The sequence below is a fragment of the Verticiella alkaliphila genome (assembly GCF_018904615.1).
Classification (GTDB): domain Bacteria; phylum Pseudomonadota; class Gammaproteobacteria; order Burkholderiales; family Burkholderiaceae_B; genus Verticiella; species Verticiella alkaliphila.
The window spans coordinates 48,977-63,687 of sequence record NZ_JADCNH010000019.1 but is presented as its reverse complement, the minus strand read 5'-3'; the positions used below and the strand labels follow the sequence as shown (position 1 = coordinate 63,687).

The window sequence follows — 14,711 nt, the reverse complement described above, 5'->3', positions numbered from 1 at the left end:
ATGGGAGGGGCGCAGCCGCCCCCCGGGAGCTAGGATTCTACTGAGGTTCCAGCCCAACCTTCTGCATCAGATCCCGCCAGCGCACGATCTCCTCCTCCTGAAACCGACGCATCTCCTCGGGGCCGGTCAGGGACACGGTGCTCGCCTGGGAGGCGTAGTAGTCGCGCAGCGCCGCGTTGCTGCTCAACGACTGGAAGATGGCCTGGATGCGCGCGGTGATCTCGGGCGGCGTCCTGGCGGAGACGGCGGCAGCGACCCAGTTGTAGGCGAGGTAGCCGTCAATACCGGCTTGCGCGGACGCCGGCACGTCGGGCAGCAGGCGCGAGCGAGCGTCGCCGGAGTACACCAGGGCACGGACTTGGCCACTCTGCACCTGCGGCGTGCCGCTCGTGCCATCGACCACGGCGTAATCGACCTCGCCGCTGATCGCCGCCAGCAACGCTTCGTTCGCCCCTTTGTAGGGAATCGGCTCGGCCTTGATGCCCAGCAGCTGATTCAGCCACTCGGTATTGAGCTGATAGGAGATCGAACCACTGCCGTAGTTGAGCTTGCCCGGCCGCGCCTTGGCAGCAGCAGCCAGGTCCTGCAACGAGTGAAAGGGCGAGTCCTTGGCTACCACGACCAGGCAGGGGCCCTGGATCAGGAAGCTGATGGGGGCGAAATCCTTGAGCGGATCGTAGGGAATGCGCTTGAACACAGCGGCGTTGGTGGCGAGCGTGGAATTGCTGCCGATGAAGATGGTGTAACCATCAGCGGCGCTGTTCAACACGTCCTGCACGGCAATGAAGCCGTTGCCGCCCGGCTTGTTCTCCACGACCACCGACTGACCGGTGGCCTCGGAGAAGGCCCGCGCGAAGATGCGCGCCGTGGCGTCCGTGCCGGTGCCCGCGGGGAATGGAATCACGAAGCGGACCGCCCGCGTGGGGTAGCTCGCTGCCGCCGGCGCCGCGGCCGACAGCAGGCCCGGGCTGCCAAGCGCCGCCATGCCAAGGGCCAGGGTGCCGTGCTTGAGCAGGCTGCGGCGGGTGTATCCGCCTGCGCCCACGTTCTTGTCTGATGTCATGCTGATCTCCTCCTTCGATGGTGTGGTGCGGGTCAGAGCCCGGCCAACGTGTTGCGCGCCACGACCCAGCGATGCACCTCGCTCGGGCCTTCGTAGATGCGCATCAGCCGGGTCTGGTTGGCCATCTGCTGCAGGGGCAGCTCACGCGTCATGCCCATGGCGCCCAGCGCCTGCATGGCCCGATCGATCACGTCCCAGGCCATCTCGGTGGAGAACACCTTGATCATGGACACCTGCGTGCGGGCATCCTCGCCACGGTCGATCCGCGCTGCCGCGTCGTAGGTCATGAGGCGGCACGCATGGATGCGCGTGGCGGCGTCGGCGATCCACCACTGGATGGCCTGGCGATCGGCCAGCACAGCGCCGAACGTCGTGCGCTGGCGCACTTGCTCCATCATGATGTCGAGCGCACGCTGCGCGCGGCCAATGCACCACGCCGCCATCTCGACGCGCCGCGTGGACAGTCGCTTCTGCATGGGGCGAAAACCCTTGCCCTCCTCGCCCAGCCGCTGGGTGTCCGGAATGCGGCACTCGTCCAGCACGAGTTCATAGGTGCTCGTGCCGCCGATCATGGCGATCTCGCGCTCAAGGATCAGACCGGGTGTGCCACGGTCCACCAGGAAGGCGGTGACGCCCGGGTGCATGCCATCCGCATGCTGGGTGCGGGCCATCACGATGGTCCAGTCGGCCCGGCGGGCATTGCTGATCCAGATCTTGCGGCCGTTGAGCACCCAATCGTCGCCGTCTCGGCGGGCGGTCGTCTTCAGCCCGGCCGGATCGGCCCGGCGCCGGGCTCTGAAATGGCGATGGCCGACTGCGTGAGCCCCTTCGCATAGGGCGCGAGATAACGCTCGCGCTGATCGTCGTTCGCGGTCTCCAGCAGCATCCGAAGGTTCGGCGAATCGGGCGGCAGGTGAAACGGCACGATGGTGTGACCCAGCGCCTCGTTCACCCCCACCATGGCGACCGTGGGCAGATCGAAGCCGCCCATCTCTTCTGGGGCATCCAGGCCCCAGAGATCCAGCTCGCGCGACACCTGGTAGAGATGCGCGTTCTCGTCGTCGGTCAGGCGCAAGCCCTCGCCCGCGATCTCGCGCGCCAGCAGCGCGGGCTCCAACGGCACGAGCGATTCCCGAACGAAACGCTGCACCAGTTCCTTGAGCATCTGGTGCTCTTGCTCGATGACCACCGTCATGAGGACGCTCCTTGATTCTGACTGTCGGATTGCCGGAGCACGCCGGCTTGGAGCAGCGCATCGATCTGCTCGGGAGGCATACCGGCTTCGCGCAAGACGTCGCATGTGTGCTGACCCACCTGCGGGGCCAGGCTTCGCACGCTCGCCGGCGTCTGCGCAAAGCGCGTCGTGGGCCGCACGTAGCGGATCTTGCCTTCGGTCGGATGCTCGGCCGTCTGAAAGAGGCCGACCGCCTTGAACTGCGGGTGCTCGGGCAGCTCTTCCAGCCGCGTGATCGGCGTGGCCGGCATGTCCAGGCTCGCGCACAGATCCAGCCAGTACGCCGACGGACGCGTGGGCGTGATGTCGCGCACGGCCTGGTACAGGGTGCGCACATGGGTGTTCAGGCTATGGCGATCCGTGATGTTCAAGTCATCGAGCAGGCCTTCCATGCCCTGGCTCGCCAGGAACGCGCGCCAGTGCGGCAGCGAGTACGGCAGCATGCAGATGTAGCCATCGGCCGTGCGATAGGGCTGGCGCCCGCCCCCCAGCAGGCGGGCGTACCCGGGAGGCTCGGTGTTGCCCTCGAAGGTCATGCCGCCCAGGTTCTCGACCATGACAAACGCCGCCATGGTCTCCAGCATGGGAACTTCCACGTACTGGCCCTGCCCGCTGCGCTCCCGATGGAACAAAGCGGCAAGCACGGCATTGCACAGCGCCACGCCCGCGGTCTTGTCGGCGATCAGGCTCGGCACGTACTGCGGCGGGGCATCGGGCTGGTTGGCCAGTTGCAGGCCCACCAATCCGCTGGCCGATTGCGCGATTTCATCGAACGCGGGCCTGCCGCGATAAGGGCCGGACTCCTCGAAGCCCGTGGCCGCGCAGTAGACGATGGCCGGGTTGATGGCCTTGACGGCCTCGTAGCCCAGCCCCAGCCGCTCGATGGCCCGCACGCGCATGTTGTGCACCACCACATCGGCCGTCTTGATGAGTTCGGTCAGCGTCTGCAGGCCCTGCGCGGTCTTCAGATCGATGCACACCGAGCGCTTGTTGCGGTTGATCGACAGGAAGATCGAACTCATGCCCGGGTTCTGGCTGACGCCGTTGTTGCGCATCATGTCGCCTTCGGGCCCTTCCACCTTGATGACATCCGCGCCGTAGTCGGCCAGGATCTGCGTGGCGAGCGGTCCCAGGACGACGGCAGTCAGGTCGATGACCTTGACGCCGGCTAGCGGCCCCTCGGCTTTGATCGTGTTCGTCATATGTTGGCTCCGATGACGTCAGTTGGGCAGACGCACGAGCTGACGCGCCATCACGACGCGCTGGATCTGCCCCGTGCCTTCGACGATGTCCATGGCTTTCACGTCGCGGTAGAGCTTCTCGATGAGCGAGCCCTCGGGGGCGCCTGTGATGCCGATGACGTCCATGCCCAGCTGCGTGGCCTCCAGCGCCGCCGTGGGGCCCAACGCTTTGGCCATCGACGCCTCCAGCAGGTTCGGCTGCTTTGCGTCAGCCATCCAGGCCGCCTTCAATGCCAGAAGGTAGGCCGCCTGGAGCTTGCGCCGCACGGTGTCGAAACGGTCACGGATCCGGGTGTCGTGCTGCAGACCACTCTCGCGCAGATGCACGAGCAACTCATCCAGCGCGGCACGACCGATGCCCACGGCCATGCCGGCAATCGTGGGGCGCCCCGAATTGAACGTCTGCATGGCGCCCTTGAAGCCCGTGCGCTGCGTGTAGTGGGCTTCTCCGCCCAACAGGTTCTCCGCCGGCACCCGGCAATCCTCCAGGAAGAACGAGGTCGACTCATAGGCTTTCAGGCCCATTTTCTTCTCGGCCCGAAAGCCCGTGAACCCCGGTGTGCGCGCGGCACCACGAAGGCCCGGTGCCCTGCCCGGCCCAACTTGGGATCCACAGTGGCGAAGACCACAGTCCACTCTGCGCGCGCCGCGTTGCCCGAGAATGCCTTCGCGCCGTTGAGCACCCAGTGATCGCCCTCCTGATGCGCGCGGGTCTTGATGTTGGCGACATCCGATCCGCCCGAAGGCTCCGTCATGGCAAAGGCTGCCCAGATGGGCTTCTCGGGTGCCAGGAAGGGCGTGAGGAACCGCTGTTTCTGCTCCTCCGTGCCCATGATGAGGACGGGGGCCTCGCCCAGCCCTGGGCCGGGCAGCGCGACACCGATGCCGCGGTCCCAGTACGCGCTTTCCTCGGCCAGGATGACGTTCAGCACCGCGCTTGGCGTGCGGACCGGGTGGGGCTCTGCCGGGTGGCCTTCCGGCCGCCAGGTGGCCCGACCATACCCCAGCGACAAGGCCGTGTCGAAGAAAGGATCGCCGACCGGGAGCGCCTCGCCGTTGCGATCCGCGCGCAGGCCAGCGGGACGGAAATGCTCCCGCCCCCAGGCGCGCAGGGTGGCGATGCGGTCCCGGTCCGAGGATGAGTAGGTCAGTTCCATCACGCCACCTCCGCGTCGGCGGGCAGCCAGTCGAGGGATGCCGGCAGGGCGACCTGCCGATTCAGCGTGTCGCGCGTTGCGTCGGCGCCGCCCAAGGCCAGTGCCAGCGCCGTCAGTTCGCGCATGAATTTTTCGACCGGATAGTCACGCATGAAGCCCGCAGCACCCAGGATCTGCACGGCATTTGGTCCCACAAAGTGTCCAGCGTCGCAGGCTTGAATGAAGGCCTGGTTGCAGGCCTCGATGGCGTCATCGCCAGCGTCCAGTCGGCAGGCCGCCAGCTGGACGAGGCTGCGCGTCTGCTCGGCGGCGCTGTTCATGTCGACCAAGAGAAACGCCAGCGCCTGGTGGTGCGCGATGGGCTTGCCGAAGGCGACGCGCTGCAAGGCGTACTCACGGGCATAGACCGACGCCGCCTGCAGCACGCCCAGCAGGATGGCGGCTTGGCGCAGCCGCGAACGCGCGAGTATCGATTCGGCCAGACTGGCATCTGGCTGGCTCGCGGCGACAGGTGCCTGCTCGAACCGCAGACGCGATGACCCGGCGCCTTGCAGCGCCAGCGCAGAGACGGGCTCGAGAGTGAAGCCCTCGCGCACGACGTGCACGCCTGTAGCTCCCACCACCACGACGAGATCGGCGCGCGCCGTGCTGACCCATGGCATCACACCGTCGATCCGCCCCGCGTCCGTGTGCGTCAGTCGGCCCTGCAGGTCGTGGACCACGACGGGGTGCTGTGCGCCGTGAGCCCCGGGTTCAAGTGCAAGAAACTCGCGCACCCAGGCCTCATGCCCCGCCTGCCAGAGCGCGTCGTAGCCGGCACCGGCGCTGTCGATCGCCACCGCAGCGGCGGCATCACCCTGCGCGATCTCGCTCAGAACGTCGATCCAGGCACCCCAGCCCAGGCCGCTGCCGCCGTGCTCGTCACGCCAGCAGGCGCGCAGCAGTCCCATCTCTGCGGCGGCCTGCCAGGTGGGCGCGCAGATGCTGCCGGCAGCTTCGAAAGCGCGTTGCTGGGGCGCCAGCTCGGCCTGCGCATAGCGCCGGGCGGCTTGCACGATGAGGGTGGTGTCGCCGTCGAGGGAGAAGTCGATCATGCCGCATCCCCTGCCGGCTGGCCGGTGAAGACTGGCGTGCGCCGCTCTGCGGCAGCTTTGACACCCTCCTTGAAGTCCGCCGTGACGAAATGCACTTCCTGGCACGCACATTCCCGTTGCACGGCATCGGCGACCGCATCGGCCAGGCCGCGGCGCAACGAAGCGCGCGTGTCTCGCACCGCCAGAGGCGCAGAGGCTGCGATCTCCTCGGCCAGTTGCAGCGCAGCCATGCGCACGGCATCGGCTTCGTCCACGAGCACGTCGGCCAGGCCGATGCGCATGGCCTCGGTGCCATCGATCCGGCGCCCCGTGTAGAGCAGCAGGGCGGCCTGCTGCTGGCCGACCAGGCGGGGCAACGTCACGGTGAGGCCGAATCCCGGATGAATCCCCAGGCGATTGAAGTTCACGCTAAACCGGGCGCCCGGGCACGTGACCCGGAAATCTGCGGCGAGCGCCAAGCCCACCCCGCCGCCGATGACCGGCCCCTGGATGGCGGCCACCACAGGTAGCGGGCAACGAAAGAGGCGGATGGCTTGCGCATAGAGACTGCCGGGATCCCGATCACCGTTGCCTGCGAAATCGGCACCCGCGCAGAAGGCCTTGCCTTGCGCTGCCAGGACGATGGCGCGGGTATGGCCGTCTGCGGCCAGTGCGTCGAACTGGTCTGCCAGGGCGCGGATCAGCGCGAGGTCAAAGAAATTGTTGGGCGGGCGTTGCATTTGCACGATCGCAACGTGGCCGTGGTGCTCGACGGACAGGTCTCCGAACTGGGGGCTGTTCATGGCTTCCTCGTGTTGTGTTTTTTTATGATACGCATAGAATATAAAAAAACACACATATATTATTTGGAGACATCATGAACGTTTTTCGTGCGCTGGCGTATGCCACGCTGACGGCTGCCGTCACCTGCGGTCCCGCCTTCGCGCAAAGCGCGCAGGATTTCCCCAACCGCGAGATCCGCGTCATCGTTCCTTTCACACCGGGCAGCGGATCCGACACCGGCGCGCGCCACTTCGGCGACCAGCTCGGACGGCTCCTGGGGCGCGCGGTCGTGGTCGAGAACAAGCCGGGGGCAGGCGGCATCGTGGCGCTGAGCATGGTCAAGGCCATGCCTGCCGATGGCTACACCATCGTGTTGGCGAGCAGCTCGCCTTTCAGCGTGAATCCCGTGGTGATGAAGGACCTGCCCTACGATCCATACAACGACTTCAAGCCCCTGGCCGGCCTGGCCAAGGGCATGAATGTGCTGGTCGTGAAGGAGGAGCCCGGGGTCGACACCCTGAGGCAGTTCGTGGCGAAGGCACAAGAAGCCAGGCAGCCGATCTCCGTGGGAACCTACTCGGCGGGGTACGAACTCGCCACGGCGTGGCTGGCCGATGTCGGCAAGTTCAAATACACGAACATCCCGTACAAAGGACAAGCAGCGATCATCACCGACGTCGTCGGAGGCCGCTTGGACGCGGCCATGCTGAATCTGAGCGCAGCAATCGAGCTCATCAACACCGGCAAGCTCAAGGCATTGGCCGTGTCTGGCGGCAGCCGCCACCCCAGCTTGCCGAACGTACCCACGTTCAAGGAATCCGGCTTTCCCGATTACGAAACCTACAGCTGGACGTCCTTCTATGTGCACAGCCAGACACCACCGGACGTCACCAAGGTGCTGTCCGACGCCATGACCGAAATCATGAGCCGTCCGGAATCACGGGCGTTCCTCGCCCGCGAGGGCAGCCTGCCCATGCCGACCACGCCGGAAGAGATGCTGGCCTTTCAGAAATCCGAGCAGGCGCGGTTCAAGCAGGTAGCGGATGCGGCGGGGATCGTGCCGCAATAGCTGACGCGCCGATGGCGGCGCCTGACCCCGAGGTCGCGCGCCGCCATCACCGACCGGGCATCACCGCCCCCAGCACGCCTTGCCGCCGTCCACCGGCAAGCACACACCCGTGATGTACGCCGCATCGTCCGATGCCAGGAACAGCGCCGCCTTGGCCACGTCCCACGCCGTGCCCATGCGCTGCATGGGGCTCGCGGCGTTGCGCTTGGCGCGCATGGCCTCGACATCCTGGAACTGCCCGGCGATCTGCTGGTAGATCAGCGGTGTATCGATGACCCCGGGCAGGACGGCATTGACGCGGATGCCATGCGGCGCGTAGTGCACGGCAAGCGAGCGTGTCATCTGGTTCAGCCCGCCCTTGGCCGCGTAATACGAGGTGTACGGGTACTGGTTGACCTGGATGGACGCGAGCGAGGAGATGTTCACGATGCTGCCGCCGCCATGCTCCATCATGCTCGGCAGCACATGCTTGCACGTGAGGAAGACGCCGGTGAGATTGGTGTCGAGCACGCGATGCCAGCTTTCCTCGCTGGCCTCGACCGGGTCGCCCATGGCCGTGATGCCGACATTGTTGTGCAGCACGTCGATGCGGTCGTGTTGAGCGAGTACCTGTCGCACCACCTCGGCGATCTGATCGCCGTGGGTGACGTCGGCCGTCAATGGCGTGCACGCGTTGCCTTCGCTGGCAATGGCGGCGGCAGTCTCCCGTGCGGCGTCGGCGGCAATGTCGATGGCATAGACGTGAGCGCCCTCACGGGCGTAGAGCGCCGCAGCGGCCTTGCCGTTGCCCCAGCCAGGGCCGGAGGAGCCGGCCCCGAACACCACGACGATCTTGTCCTGGAATCGTCGATGCATCTCAATCCACCGAGATCTTGGCGAATTCGGCCACCTTGCGCCACTTCTCGACGTCGGCCGTGACCACCTCGCGGAATTCATCGGGCGTGTCGGCGATGACGTAGGCCCCGATGTTGGCATAGCGCTGACGCACCTCGGGCTGGGCCAGTGCCTTCACGGCCGCCGCATTGAGTTTGGCGAGCACGTCGGCCGGCAGGCCGGCCGGGCCGAGCACGCCGTTCCACATCTCCGCGTCGTACTCGGCCAGGCCGACATCGGCCGCGATGGGAACATTCGGGATCTGCGACAGCCGCTCCTTGCCCGCCACGAGGATGGGCACGAGTGCCCCGGACTGAATGTGGGGCATGGAAGACGCGGCCGTATCCCAGATCATCTCCACCTGCCCCGCCATGACGTCGTTGAGCGCCGGGCCGGTGCCGCGATACGGCACGTGCATGATCTCGAGCCCGGTGAGCGACTTGTAGTACTCCATCGCCATGTGCGTGGCACCGCCGTTGCCGGAGGACGCATACGAGAACTTGCCTGGCGACGCTTTGACGAGCTTCACGAAGGCCTCGTAATCCTTGGCGGGGAAGGACTTGGTGGCGGCGATGACACCCGGCACACGGATGATCTGTGTGATGGGCGTGAAATCCTTCACCGCGTCGTACGGCAGGTTCTTGTAGACCGCCGAATTGGTGCCGTTGGTGCTGGAGGTGCCCAGCAGCAGCGTGTAGCCGTCCGGCGCGGCACTGGCCACCGTGCGCGCGCCGATCGTGCCGCCAGCCCCACCGCGGTTCTCCACCACCACGGTCTGGCCGATCTCGCGTGAGAGCGCGTCGGCAAAGATGCGGCCCACGACGTCGGAGGTGCCGCCCGGCGGGAACGGCACGACCAGCGTGATGGGGCGGGAGGGAAAGCTGTCCTGAGCGGCCGCGGCCGGCAAGGCAACGGCTGCGAAGGCAAGGCCGGCAGCGGTGAGGAAGTGGCGGCGGATCATCGTTGTCTCCTGTTGTTGTCGAATCGATGCCCTGATGGGCCGGCTGCGCTCAGGCGATACGATCGCCTGGCTTGATCTTGGCCGCGCGGCTGTCCACCCCGGGCAGCATATGCGCGGGGTCGCGCGTGACGACCACGTCGATCACGGTAGGCCGATCCGTGCATGCGGAAGCCTTCTGCAGCGCCTCGCGGATCTGGCCCGGGTGCTCCACCCGCACGCCCTGGCAGCCCAGCGCCTGGGCCACGGTGGCGTAGTTGGTCTCGTTGAGATCTGACGATTGATAGCTTCCAGGGCCGTACATCAAATGCTGCAAGGCCTTGATGTAGCCTGATGCGGCGTTGTTCACGACGATGAGGGCAAAGCCCAGCTTCATGCGCACGGCCGTCTCGAGCTCGCCCAGCGACATGTTGCAGCCGCCGTCGCCCGTGAGGCTCACCACCTGGCGACCGCGCGCGCCCAGTGCCGCCCCGATGGCGCCTGGAATGCCGTAGCCGATCGAGGCGAACCCGCGATCCGGCACGAATCCTCGTCCCGCACGCTTGGTATCGAAAAGCAGGCCGCTCCAGTGCGCGGCGAACCCGCCATCGGCCACCAGCACGCCATCCTCGGGCAACCAGGCATTCACCTCGTGCAGGAGGCGCGCCATGCCGACGGGGGTGTCGTCCGATTCGAGCTTGGCGCTGACGGATTCCCGCCAGGTGTGCATGCGCTCGCCAACCTCCGCCGCGTAGGCAAGGCGCCCGTCTGTGCGCGCGCTCAGCAGGGTGCGCAGCTCGTCCAGCGTGGCGCCGACGTCGCCCCAGAGCCGCACCGTGGGGGCCGTGGTGCGGTCGAACTCCTCGGCGAGGATGTCCAGATGAATGATGGGCACGCCAGCGGGCAGCAGATCGTAGCGGCGGGTGGCCACTTCCCCGAGCTTGCAGCCCACCACGAAGAGGCAGTCGGCCTTGGCAATGAGATCGTTCGCAATGCGGCTGTAGCGGCCGAAGAGCCCTGCGCTCAAGGGGTGCGTGCAGGCGATGGCGCCCTTGCCGCTCATGGTGTGGGCAACGGGAATGCCGAGCGCTTCGGCAAAGGCTTGCACGGTGGCCGCGGCATCGCTCAGGTGCACACCGCCGCCACACAGCATCAAAGGTCGATTGGCTTTCGAGAGCAGCTTGGCAGCCGCGTGCAGCTCCGGCAGACCCGGGCGCGTGCGCAGCGCGGGAATGCGGCGGCTGGCCGGGTCGGCGTGGAAGGTGTCTGCGGGGAACGCATGGATGTCATGCGCGATGTCTTCCGGTACGTCCAGCACCACCGGCCCAGGCCGACCGTGGGTGGCCACCGTGAAGGCGCGGCGCACCAGCTCCGGAATACGCTCGATACGCTCGACACGGATCACCTCCTTGCACACGGGACGCAGCAACTCCAGTTGGCGTGCCTCCTGCGTCATGTTCTTCCAGGCATGCGCGCGATGCGCATCGCCCACCAAGGCAACGACGGGCGTACCGGCGTTGTAGGCTTCGGCCAGGCCGGTGGCGAGATTGGTGGCGCCGGGGCCGAGCGTGGCGTCCACAGCACCTGGGCGGCCCGTCGTCTTGGCATAGGCATCCGCTGCAAAGATGCCACAACGCTCGTCGTTGATGAGGTGGTGGTCCAGCCCGATACGCGCGCGGCGTCATAGAACGGCAGCAGTTGAAAACCGCCCATGCCGAACATTGGGCCCACCTCGTGGGCGGCGAACATGCGTGCGATCGCCTCGCCGCCGGTGATTTCGAGCGTTTCAGACATCTTCCTGGGTCTCCTGGTGTGTGTGTTCGTGCCGAGCCAGCAGCCCGGCGATGAAAGCCTTCAGACGCATGCCCTCACGCGCGCCCAGCGCCTGGGCGCAGGCGTTGGCGCGCGAGAGCACGCCGTCCACGTAGCAGGAGCGCGCATCGCCGATGCGGGCGCTGTGTCCAGCCACGGTGACGGCGGCCAGCCCGCGCGCCTGCAGCAACGGCAGACGGCCATAACCGGCGTCATCCTTGCCCCCGCCCGCGTCGTGGAACGACACGGCAAGCACCGGGTGCGCAACGCTGTCGCTGCCGCTCTGGGCCAGCACGCCGCCGTGTGAGGCGGTCACGACGATCGCGCCACGGTCGCCTGGCGCGAGCAGCGACACGGAGTCGAGGCCGGCAACGGGCACCGCTGCCCCGGGGACCAGGTCGTGCCGGGCTTCGGCCTGCGTCGGGATGCCGATGGCAGACGCGAGCGGTCGATGGACGCGCAAGCGTTGGGCCGCCTCGGCGACGGCCATGCCGGGCTGGCACCCCGCGCCCGCAGCGGGTGCATTGATCCGGCTGAGTCGTCCGCTGGCGAGAAGATCGGCGCCATCCCCGATCCGCGCGCTCTGGTGAGCCGCGGCGGCAGCGGGAATGCCCAGCGCCGCAAGGAAGGCCAGGGCGTCGATGCCCGCGTCGTCCTTGCCCAGGCCAGCATCATTGAGGATGACGGCGCGCACACCGCCGCGCGCGGCGAGGTATCCGGGGTAAGCGCCGCCATGCGACGCCGCGACCACCACCTGCCCTGCGTGGGCGGCATCAAGCTTGGTGATGCTATCGAGCACCACGACTCGCACAGATGGCTCAACGTCCATAATATGGAATCACCCCAGGTTTTTGGATTCAGACCAGCCCACCAACGGATCGCGCTGCTGTCACTTTAATGACCGCAGTCTATGTGCGACATCGTCGCGCCATCAACCTATCGTCCATAATATGGACTCAATATTCTTCATGCAGGATGATCGTCGATGCCGGATACCCAGATGCGCAAACCTGACAGCGACGTGGGTGGCGCGCAGAGCGTGGTGCGCGTGCTGCGCCTTCTAAAGTACGTGGCGGCGGGGCCCGCCCATGGCGTGGCCTTGAGCCACGCCGCACGGGACAATGCGCTCACGCGCCCAACGGCGCATCGCATGCTGTCTGCGCTGGCTCAGGAAGGCTTCGTCGCCCTTCACCCGACCCGCCACACCTACTCGCTGGGTCGCGAGGCCTACATCCTCGGCCTCGCGGCAGCCTCCGGCCAGCACGGCATCCGGGCCATTTCCGAAGCGGCCCTGCAGCGGCTGGCGGCGAGCACCGGCGACACCGCGTTCCTGTCCATCCGCTCCGGCGACGAAGCCGTCTGCGTCGATCGCAAGACGGGGGATTTCCCGATCAAGATTCTCACGCTGGAGATCGGTCACCGGCGTCCGCTCGGCGTGGGCGCCGGCAGTCTCGCGCTGCTCGCATTCGCCCCGCCGGACGACATCGAGCGCGTCTGCGCCCGCTACCCAGGGGTGCGCCAGCCGACGCACCCCTCACTGGCAGAATTGCACGACGACATCGCGGCCACGCAGGCCAATGGCTATGCCATCAACCCGGGCCGAATCATCCCGGAGATGGTTGGCGTGGGGGTGCCTGTATTCGACCGAGATCGGGAGGTGGTGGCGGCATTGAGTGTGGCGGCGATTCGCTCCCGGCTGAGCGGCGCTCGCCTGCGGGAGGTGGTGGCAACACTGCAACATCAAGCCGCAACGCTCGGCACCGAGTTGTCAGTGGCACGACGAAGCTGAGGGGAGACGAGGGCGACTACCGCGCACTGCATCCGTTTGACGCATTGCCACGTAGATCTTCCTAGCCACTGCAAGAGGCCTCTCCATGAAGACGATCGTGCTGGTTGAACCCAACCCGCTGGTGCGCGCGGGTTTGCGCCACCTGCTGGAAGACCTGCCCCTGCCTGCAGCCGTGTTCTACGTAGATCCGACGCATCTGCGTGCTGCCGCAGGCCAGCACCGTCACATTGACCTGTTGATCCTGGGCATCAGCGCCGATGTGGAGGCGGCGCAGGCGTTGCTGCGTCTGGCCGTGTCGCAGCTGAAGCCGCGACGTACGCTGCTATTGTGCGCGCCGGGATCACCGGCCCCGCGGCTCGTGGGCAACCTGGGCCGACTGGCCTATGGGTGCCTGATGAACGATGCGCACCTCGACACGCTCACGGCGGCCATCCACCTGGGGCTGGACCTCGATGCACCCGGCGCGCAGCCTGACGAGACGCTCACGCTGTCGGGAGACTCGCACGCCCTGATGCCGCCGGCGGAACCCGACCCGAGCGTGCAACAGGCGGTGGATGAGGCAGAGGCGCTCGGCCTGACGCCCCGGCAGTATGCGTTGTTGCTTCAATTTGCCCGGGGCAGGCCGCTCAGCGTCATCGCCCACGACCTGGGCATCTCCAACGCCACCGCCGAAGCCCACGCCTCGACCCTGTATCAGCGCCTGGGCGCGCGCAACGCCCGGGACGCGGTGTCTTCGGCGCGGTTGCGGGGGGCGAGGCTGGTGGGTTAGCGAGGGGTCAGACGCTCGCCGTGGGGCGCACGACGATCTCGCTGGTGTCGACATCCGGCGGCTGGGCGATCACGTGGGCAATGGCCTGTGCGATCGCCTCGGGCTTGAGCGCGATCTTGCGGTACTCGACCATGGCGGCGGCCGCCCCCGGGTCGGTGATGGTGTCTGCGAGTTCCGATTCCACGACGCCCGGGTAGACGCAGGTGACGCGCAGGTTGTCGTGTTCCTGGCGCAGGCCGTCCGAGATCGCGCGCACGGCGTACTTGGTGGCGCAGTACACGGCGGCGGTGGGTACCACATAGAGCCCGCCGATCGACGACACGTTGATGATCTGGCCCTCGCCCTGGCGCTGCATCGTGGGCAGCACCGCCGCCACACCATGCAGCACGCCGCGGATGTTGACGTCGATCATGCGGTCCCACTCGTCCACCTTGAGCGAGGCCATGGGCGACAAGGGCATGACGCCCGCGTTGTTCACGATGACGTCGATGCGCCCATGCAGGGCCAGCGCGTGATCGGCGAACGCCTGCACACTCGCGCGGTCGGTGACGTCCACGGCGAGGAAGGCGATGGGCGTGTCCTGAGCGGCCAGCTCATCGGCCAGGGCCTGGAGCCGATTGATGCGGCGGGCACCAACGACCAGTCGGTGTCCCTGGGCGGCAAGCACGCGGGCGGTGGCTTCGCCGATGCCGCTGCTGGCCCCGGTGAGCAGGATGACTTTGCCGGAATGCTGGGCAGACATGTGAATCCTCCTGAAGGAATGAGGGCAGCGGGCAAGGCCCCGGCTGCCATGACGTCATCCTACGGAGGCGCCCGACTCGCGCGAAGACCGGTTCGTCTTCAAGGCTTGCCTATTTCTCTTGGCTCGCCTGTCAAAGGCTATGGGATCGTGCGTTCCGCATGACAGAATG

General features: G+C 66.9%; 16 protein-coding genes. 3 read left to right on the top strand and 13 right to left on the bottom strand.

Annotation, left to right across the window (positions count from 1 at the left end; translation table 11 throughout):
• Positions 1-37: 37 nt before the first annotated feature.
• From IMZ29_RS13435 to IMZ29_RS13410, 8 genes are read right to left on the bottom strand one after another with little or no spacing between them, the layout of a single operon-like run.
• Positions 38-1,063 carry a Bug family tripartite tricarboxylate transporter substrate binding protein gene (locus IMZ29_RS13435; RefSeq protein WP_253207108.1) on the bottom strand — a complete coding sequence of 342 codons (1,026 nt, stop codon included), beginning with the start codon at positions 1,061-1,063 and terminating at the stop codon, positions 38-40.
• A gap of 32 nt (positions 1,064-1,095) precedes the next feature.
• Positions 1,096-1,794 (bottom strand): acyl-CoA dehydrogenase family protein, encoded by a 699-nt coding sequence (locus IMZ29_RS22815; RefSeq protein WP_371820259.1) that lies wholly within the window; start codon positions 1,792-1,794, stop codon positions 1,096-1,098.
• Positions 1,795-1,826: 32 nt separating this feature from the next.
• A complete protein-coding gene (locus IMZ29_RS22810; protein ID WP_253207107.1) occupies positions 1,827-2,258 on the bottom strand; it encodes an acyl-CoA dehydrogenase family protein in 432 nt (143 codons plus the stop codon).
• Entirely contained in the window at positions 2,255-3,499 is a 1,245-nt protein-coding gene (locus IMZ29_RS13425) for a CaiB/BaiF CoA transferase family protein (RefSeq protein WP_216184746.1), read from the bottom strand. Before IMZ29_RS13425 ends, IMZ29_RS22810 begins: the two co-directional genes overlap by 4 nt.
• Positions 3,500-3,517: 18 nt before the next feature.
• Positions 3,518-4,063 carry an acyl-CoA dehydrogenase family protein gene (locus IMZ29_RS22805; RefSeq protein WP_253207106.1) on the bottom strand — a complete coding sequence of 182 codons (546 nt, stop codon included), beginning with the start codon at positions 4,061-4,063 and terminating at the stop codon, positions 3,518-3,520.
• Entirely contained in the window at positions 4,054-4,695 is a 642-nt protein-coding gene (locus IMZ29_RS22800) for an acyl-CoA dehydrogenase family protein (RefSeq protein WP_253207105.1), read from the bottom strand. The genes IMZ29_RS22805 and IMZ29_RS22800 overlap by 10 nt, the downstream gene beginning before the upstream one ends.
• Positions 4,695-5,789 (bottom strand): acyl-CoA dehydrogenase family protein, encoded by a 1,095-nt coding sequence (locus IMZ29_RS13415; RefSeq protein ID WP_216184743.1) that lies wholly within the window; start codon positions 5,787-5,789, stop codon positions 4,695-4,697. The genes IMZ29_RS22800 and IMZ29_RS13415 overlap by 1 nt, the downstream gene beginning before the upstream one ends.
• Positions 5,786-6,571, bottom strand: a complete 786-nt coding sequence (locus tag IMZ29_RS13410) for an enoyl-CoA hydratase/isomerase family protein (RefSeq protein WP_216184740.1) — start codon at positions 6,569-6,571, stop codon at positions 5,786-5,788. Before IMZ29_RS13410 ends, IMZ29_RS13415 begins: the two co-directional genes overlap by 4 nt.
• 74 nt (positions 6,572-6,645) lie before the next feature.
• Between IMZ29_RS13410 and IMZ29_RS13405 the strand changes: the two genes are divergently transcribed.
• Positions 6,646-7,620 carry a Bug family tripartite tricarboxylate transporter substrate binding protein gene (locus tag IMZ29_RS13405; RefSeq protein ID WP_216184738.1) on the top strand — a complete coding sequence of 325 codons (975 nt, stop codon included), beginning with the start codon at positions 6,646-6,648 and terminating at the stop codon, positions 7,618-7,620.
• Positions 7,621-7,680: 60 nt separating this feature from the next.
• Here IMZ29_RS13405 and IMZ29_RS13400 read toward each other — a convergent pair whose 3' ends face one another.
• From IMZ29_RS13400 to IMZ29_RS13385, 4 genes are all read right to left on the bottom strand, one after another.
• On the bottom strand, positions 7,681-8,475 hold the full coding sequence (locus tag IMZ29_RS13400) for an SDR family NAD(P)-dependent oxidoreductase (RefSeq protein WP_216184736.1): 795 nt from the start codon (positions 8,473-8,475) through the stop codon (positions 7,681-7,683).
• A gap of 1 nt (position 8,476) precedes the next feature.
• Positions 8,477-9,454: a Bug family tripartite tricarboxylate transporter substrate binding protein gene (locus IMZ29_RS13395; protein WP_216184734.1), complete on the bottom strand. Its 978-nt coding sequence runs from the start codon at positions 9,452-9,454 to the stop codon at positions 8,477-8,479.
• A 49-nt stretch (positions 9,455-9,503) separates the two neighbouring features.
• A complete protein-coding gene (locus tag IMZ29_RS13390; protein ID WP_371820261.1) occupies positions 9,504-11,057 on the bottom strand; it encodes a thiamine pyrophosphate-binding protein in 1,554 nt (517 codons plus the stop codon).
• 159 nt (positions 11,058-11,216) lie between these two features.
• Positions 11,217-12,041 (bottom strand): hypothetical protein, encoded by an 825-nt coding sequence (locus IMZ29_RS13385; RefSeq protein WP_253207104.1) that lies wholly within the window; start codon positions 12,039-12,041, stop codon positions 11,217-11,219.
• Positions 12,042-12,242: 201 nt separating this feature from the next.
• Between IMZ29_RS13385 and IMZ29_RS13380 the strand changes: the two genes are divergently transcribed.
• Positions 12,243-13,031, top strand: coding sequence for an IclR family transcriptional regulator (locus tag IMZ29_RS13380; RefSeq protein ID WP_253207103.1), 789 nt, complete (start codon positions 12,243-12,245; stop codon positions 13,029-13,031).
• An 85-nt stretch (positions 13,032-13,116) separates the two neighbouring features.
• The gene (locus IMZ29_RS13375; protein ID WP_216184729.1) at positions 13,117-13,800 is read left to right on the top strand and encodes a helix-turn-helix transcriptional regulator; all 684 of its coding nucleotides are present in this window, start codon (positions 13,117-13,119) and stop codon (positions 13,798-13,800) included.
• A 7-nt stretch (positions 13,801-13,807) separates the two neighbouring features.
• On the opposite strand, the gene IMZ29_RS13370 is transcribed toward IMZ29_RS13375, so the two are convergent.
• The gene (locus IMZ29_RS13370; protein WP_216184727.1) at positions 13,808-14,542 is read right to left on the bottom strand and encodes an SDR family oxidoreductase; all 735 of its coding nucleotides are present in this window, start codon (positions 14,540-14,542) and stop codon (positions 13,808-13,810) included.
• Positions 14,543-14,711 lie beyond the last annotated feature (169 nt).

Bases quoted from the DNA above. Each gene is read 5' to 3' on its own strand.
- IMZ29_RS13400 (WP_216184736.1), bottom strand. From the start codon at position 8,475: ATGCATCGACGATTCCAGGACAAGATCGTCGTGGTGTTCGGGGCCGGC.
- IMZ29_RS13405 (WP_216184738.1), top strand. From the start codon at position 6,646: ATGAACGTTTTTCGTGCGCTGGCGTATGCCACGCTGACGGCTGCCGTC.
- IMZ29_RS13370 (WP_216184727.1), bottom strand. From the start codon at position 14,542: ATGTCTGCCCAGCATTCCGGCAAAGTCATCCTGCTCACCGGGGCCAGC.
- IMZ29_RS13410 (WP_216184740.1), bottom strand. From the start codon at position 6,571: ATGAACAGCCCCCAGTTCGGAGACCTGTCCGTCGAGCACCACGGCCAC.
- IMZ29_RS13375 (WP_216184729.1), top strand. From the start codon at position 13,117: ATGAAGACGATCGTGCTGGTTGAACCCAACCCGCTGGTGCGCGCGGGT.
- IMZ29_RS13415 (WP_216184743.1), bottom strand. From the start codon at position 5,789: ATGATCGACTTCTCCCTCGACGGCGACACCACCCTCATCGTGCAAGCC.
- IMZ29_RS13435 (WP_253207108.1), bottom strand. From the start codon at position 1,063: ATGACATCAGACAAGAACGTGGGCGCAGGCGGATACACCCGCCGCAGC.
- IMZ29_RS13425 (WP_216184746.1), bottom strand. From the start codon at position 3,499: ATGACGAACACGATCAAAGCCGAGGGGCCGCTAGCCGGCGTCAAGGTC.
- IMZ29_RS13395 (WP_216184734.1), bottom strand. From the start codon at position 9,454: ATGATCCGCCGCCACTTCCTCACCGCTGCCGGCCTTGCCTTCGCAGCC.
- IMZ29_RS13380 (WP_253207103.1), top strand. From the start codon at position 12,243: ATGCGCAAACCTGACAGCGACGTGGGTGGCGCGCAGAGCGTGGTGCGC.
- IMZ29_RS22800 (WP_253207105.1), bottom strand. From the start codon at position 4,695: ATGGAACTGACCTACTCATCCTCGGACCGGGACCGCATCGCCACCCTG.
- IMZ29_RS22805 (WP_253207106.1), bottom strand. From the start codon at position 4,063: ATGGGCCTGAAAGCCTATGAGTCGACCTCGTTCTTCCTGGAGGATTGC.
- IMZ29_RS22810 (WP_253207107.1), bottom strand. From the start codon at position 2,258: ATGACGGTGGTCATCGAGCAAGAGCACCAGATGCTCAAGGAACTGGTG.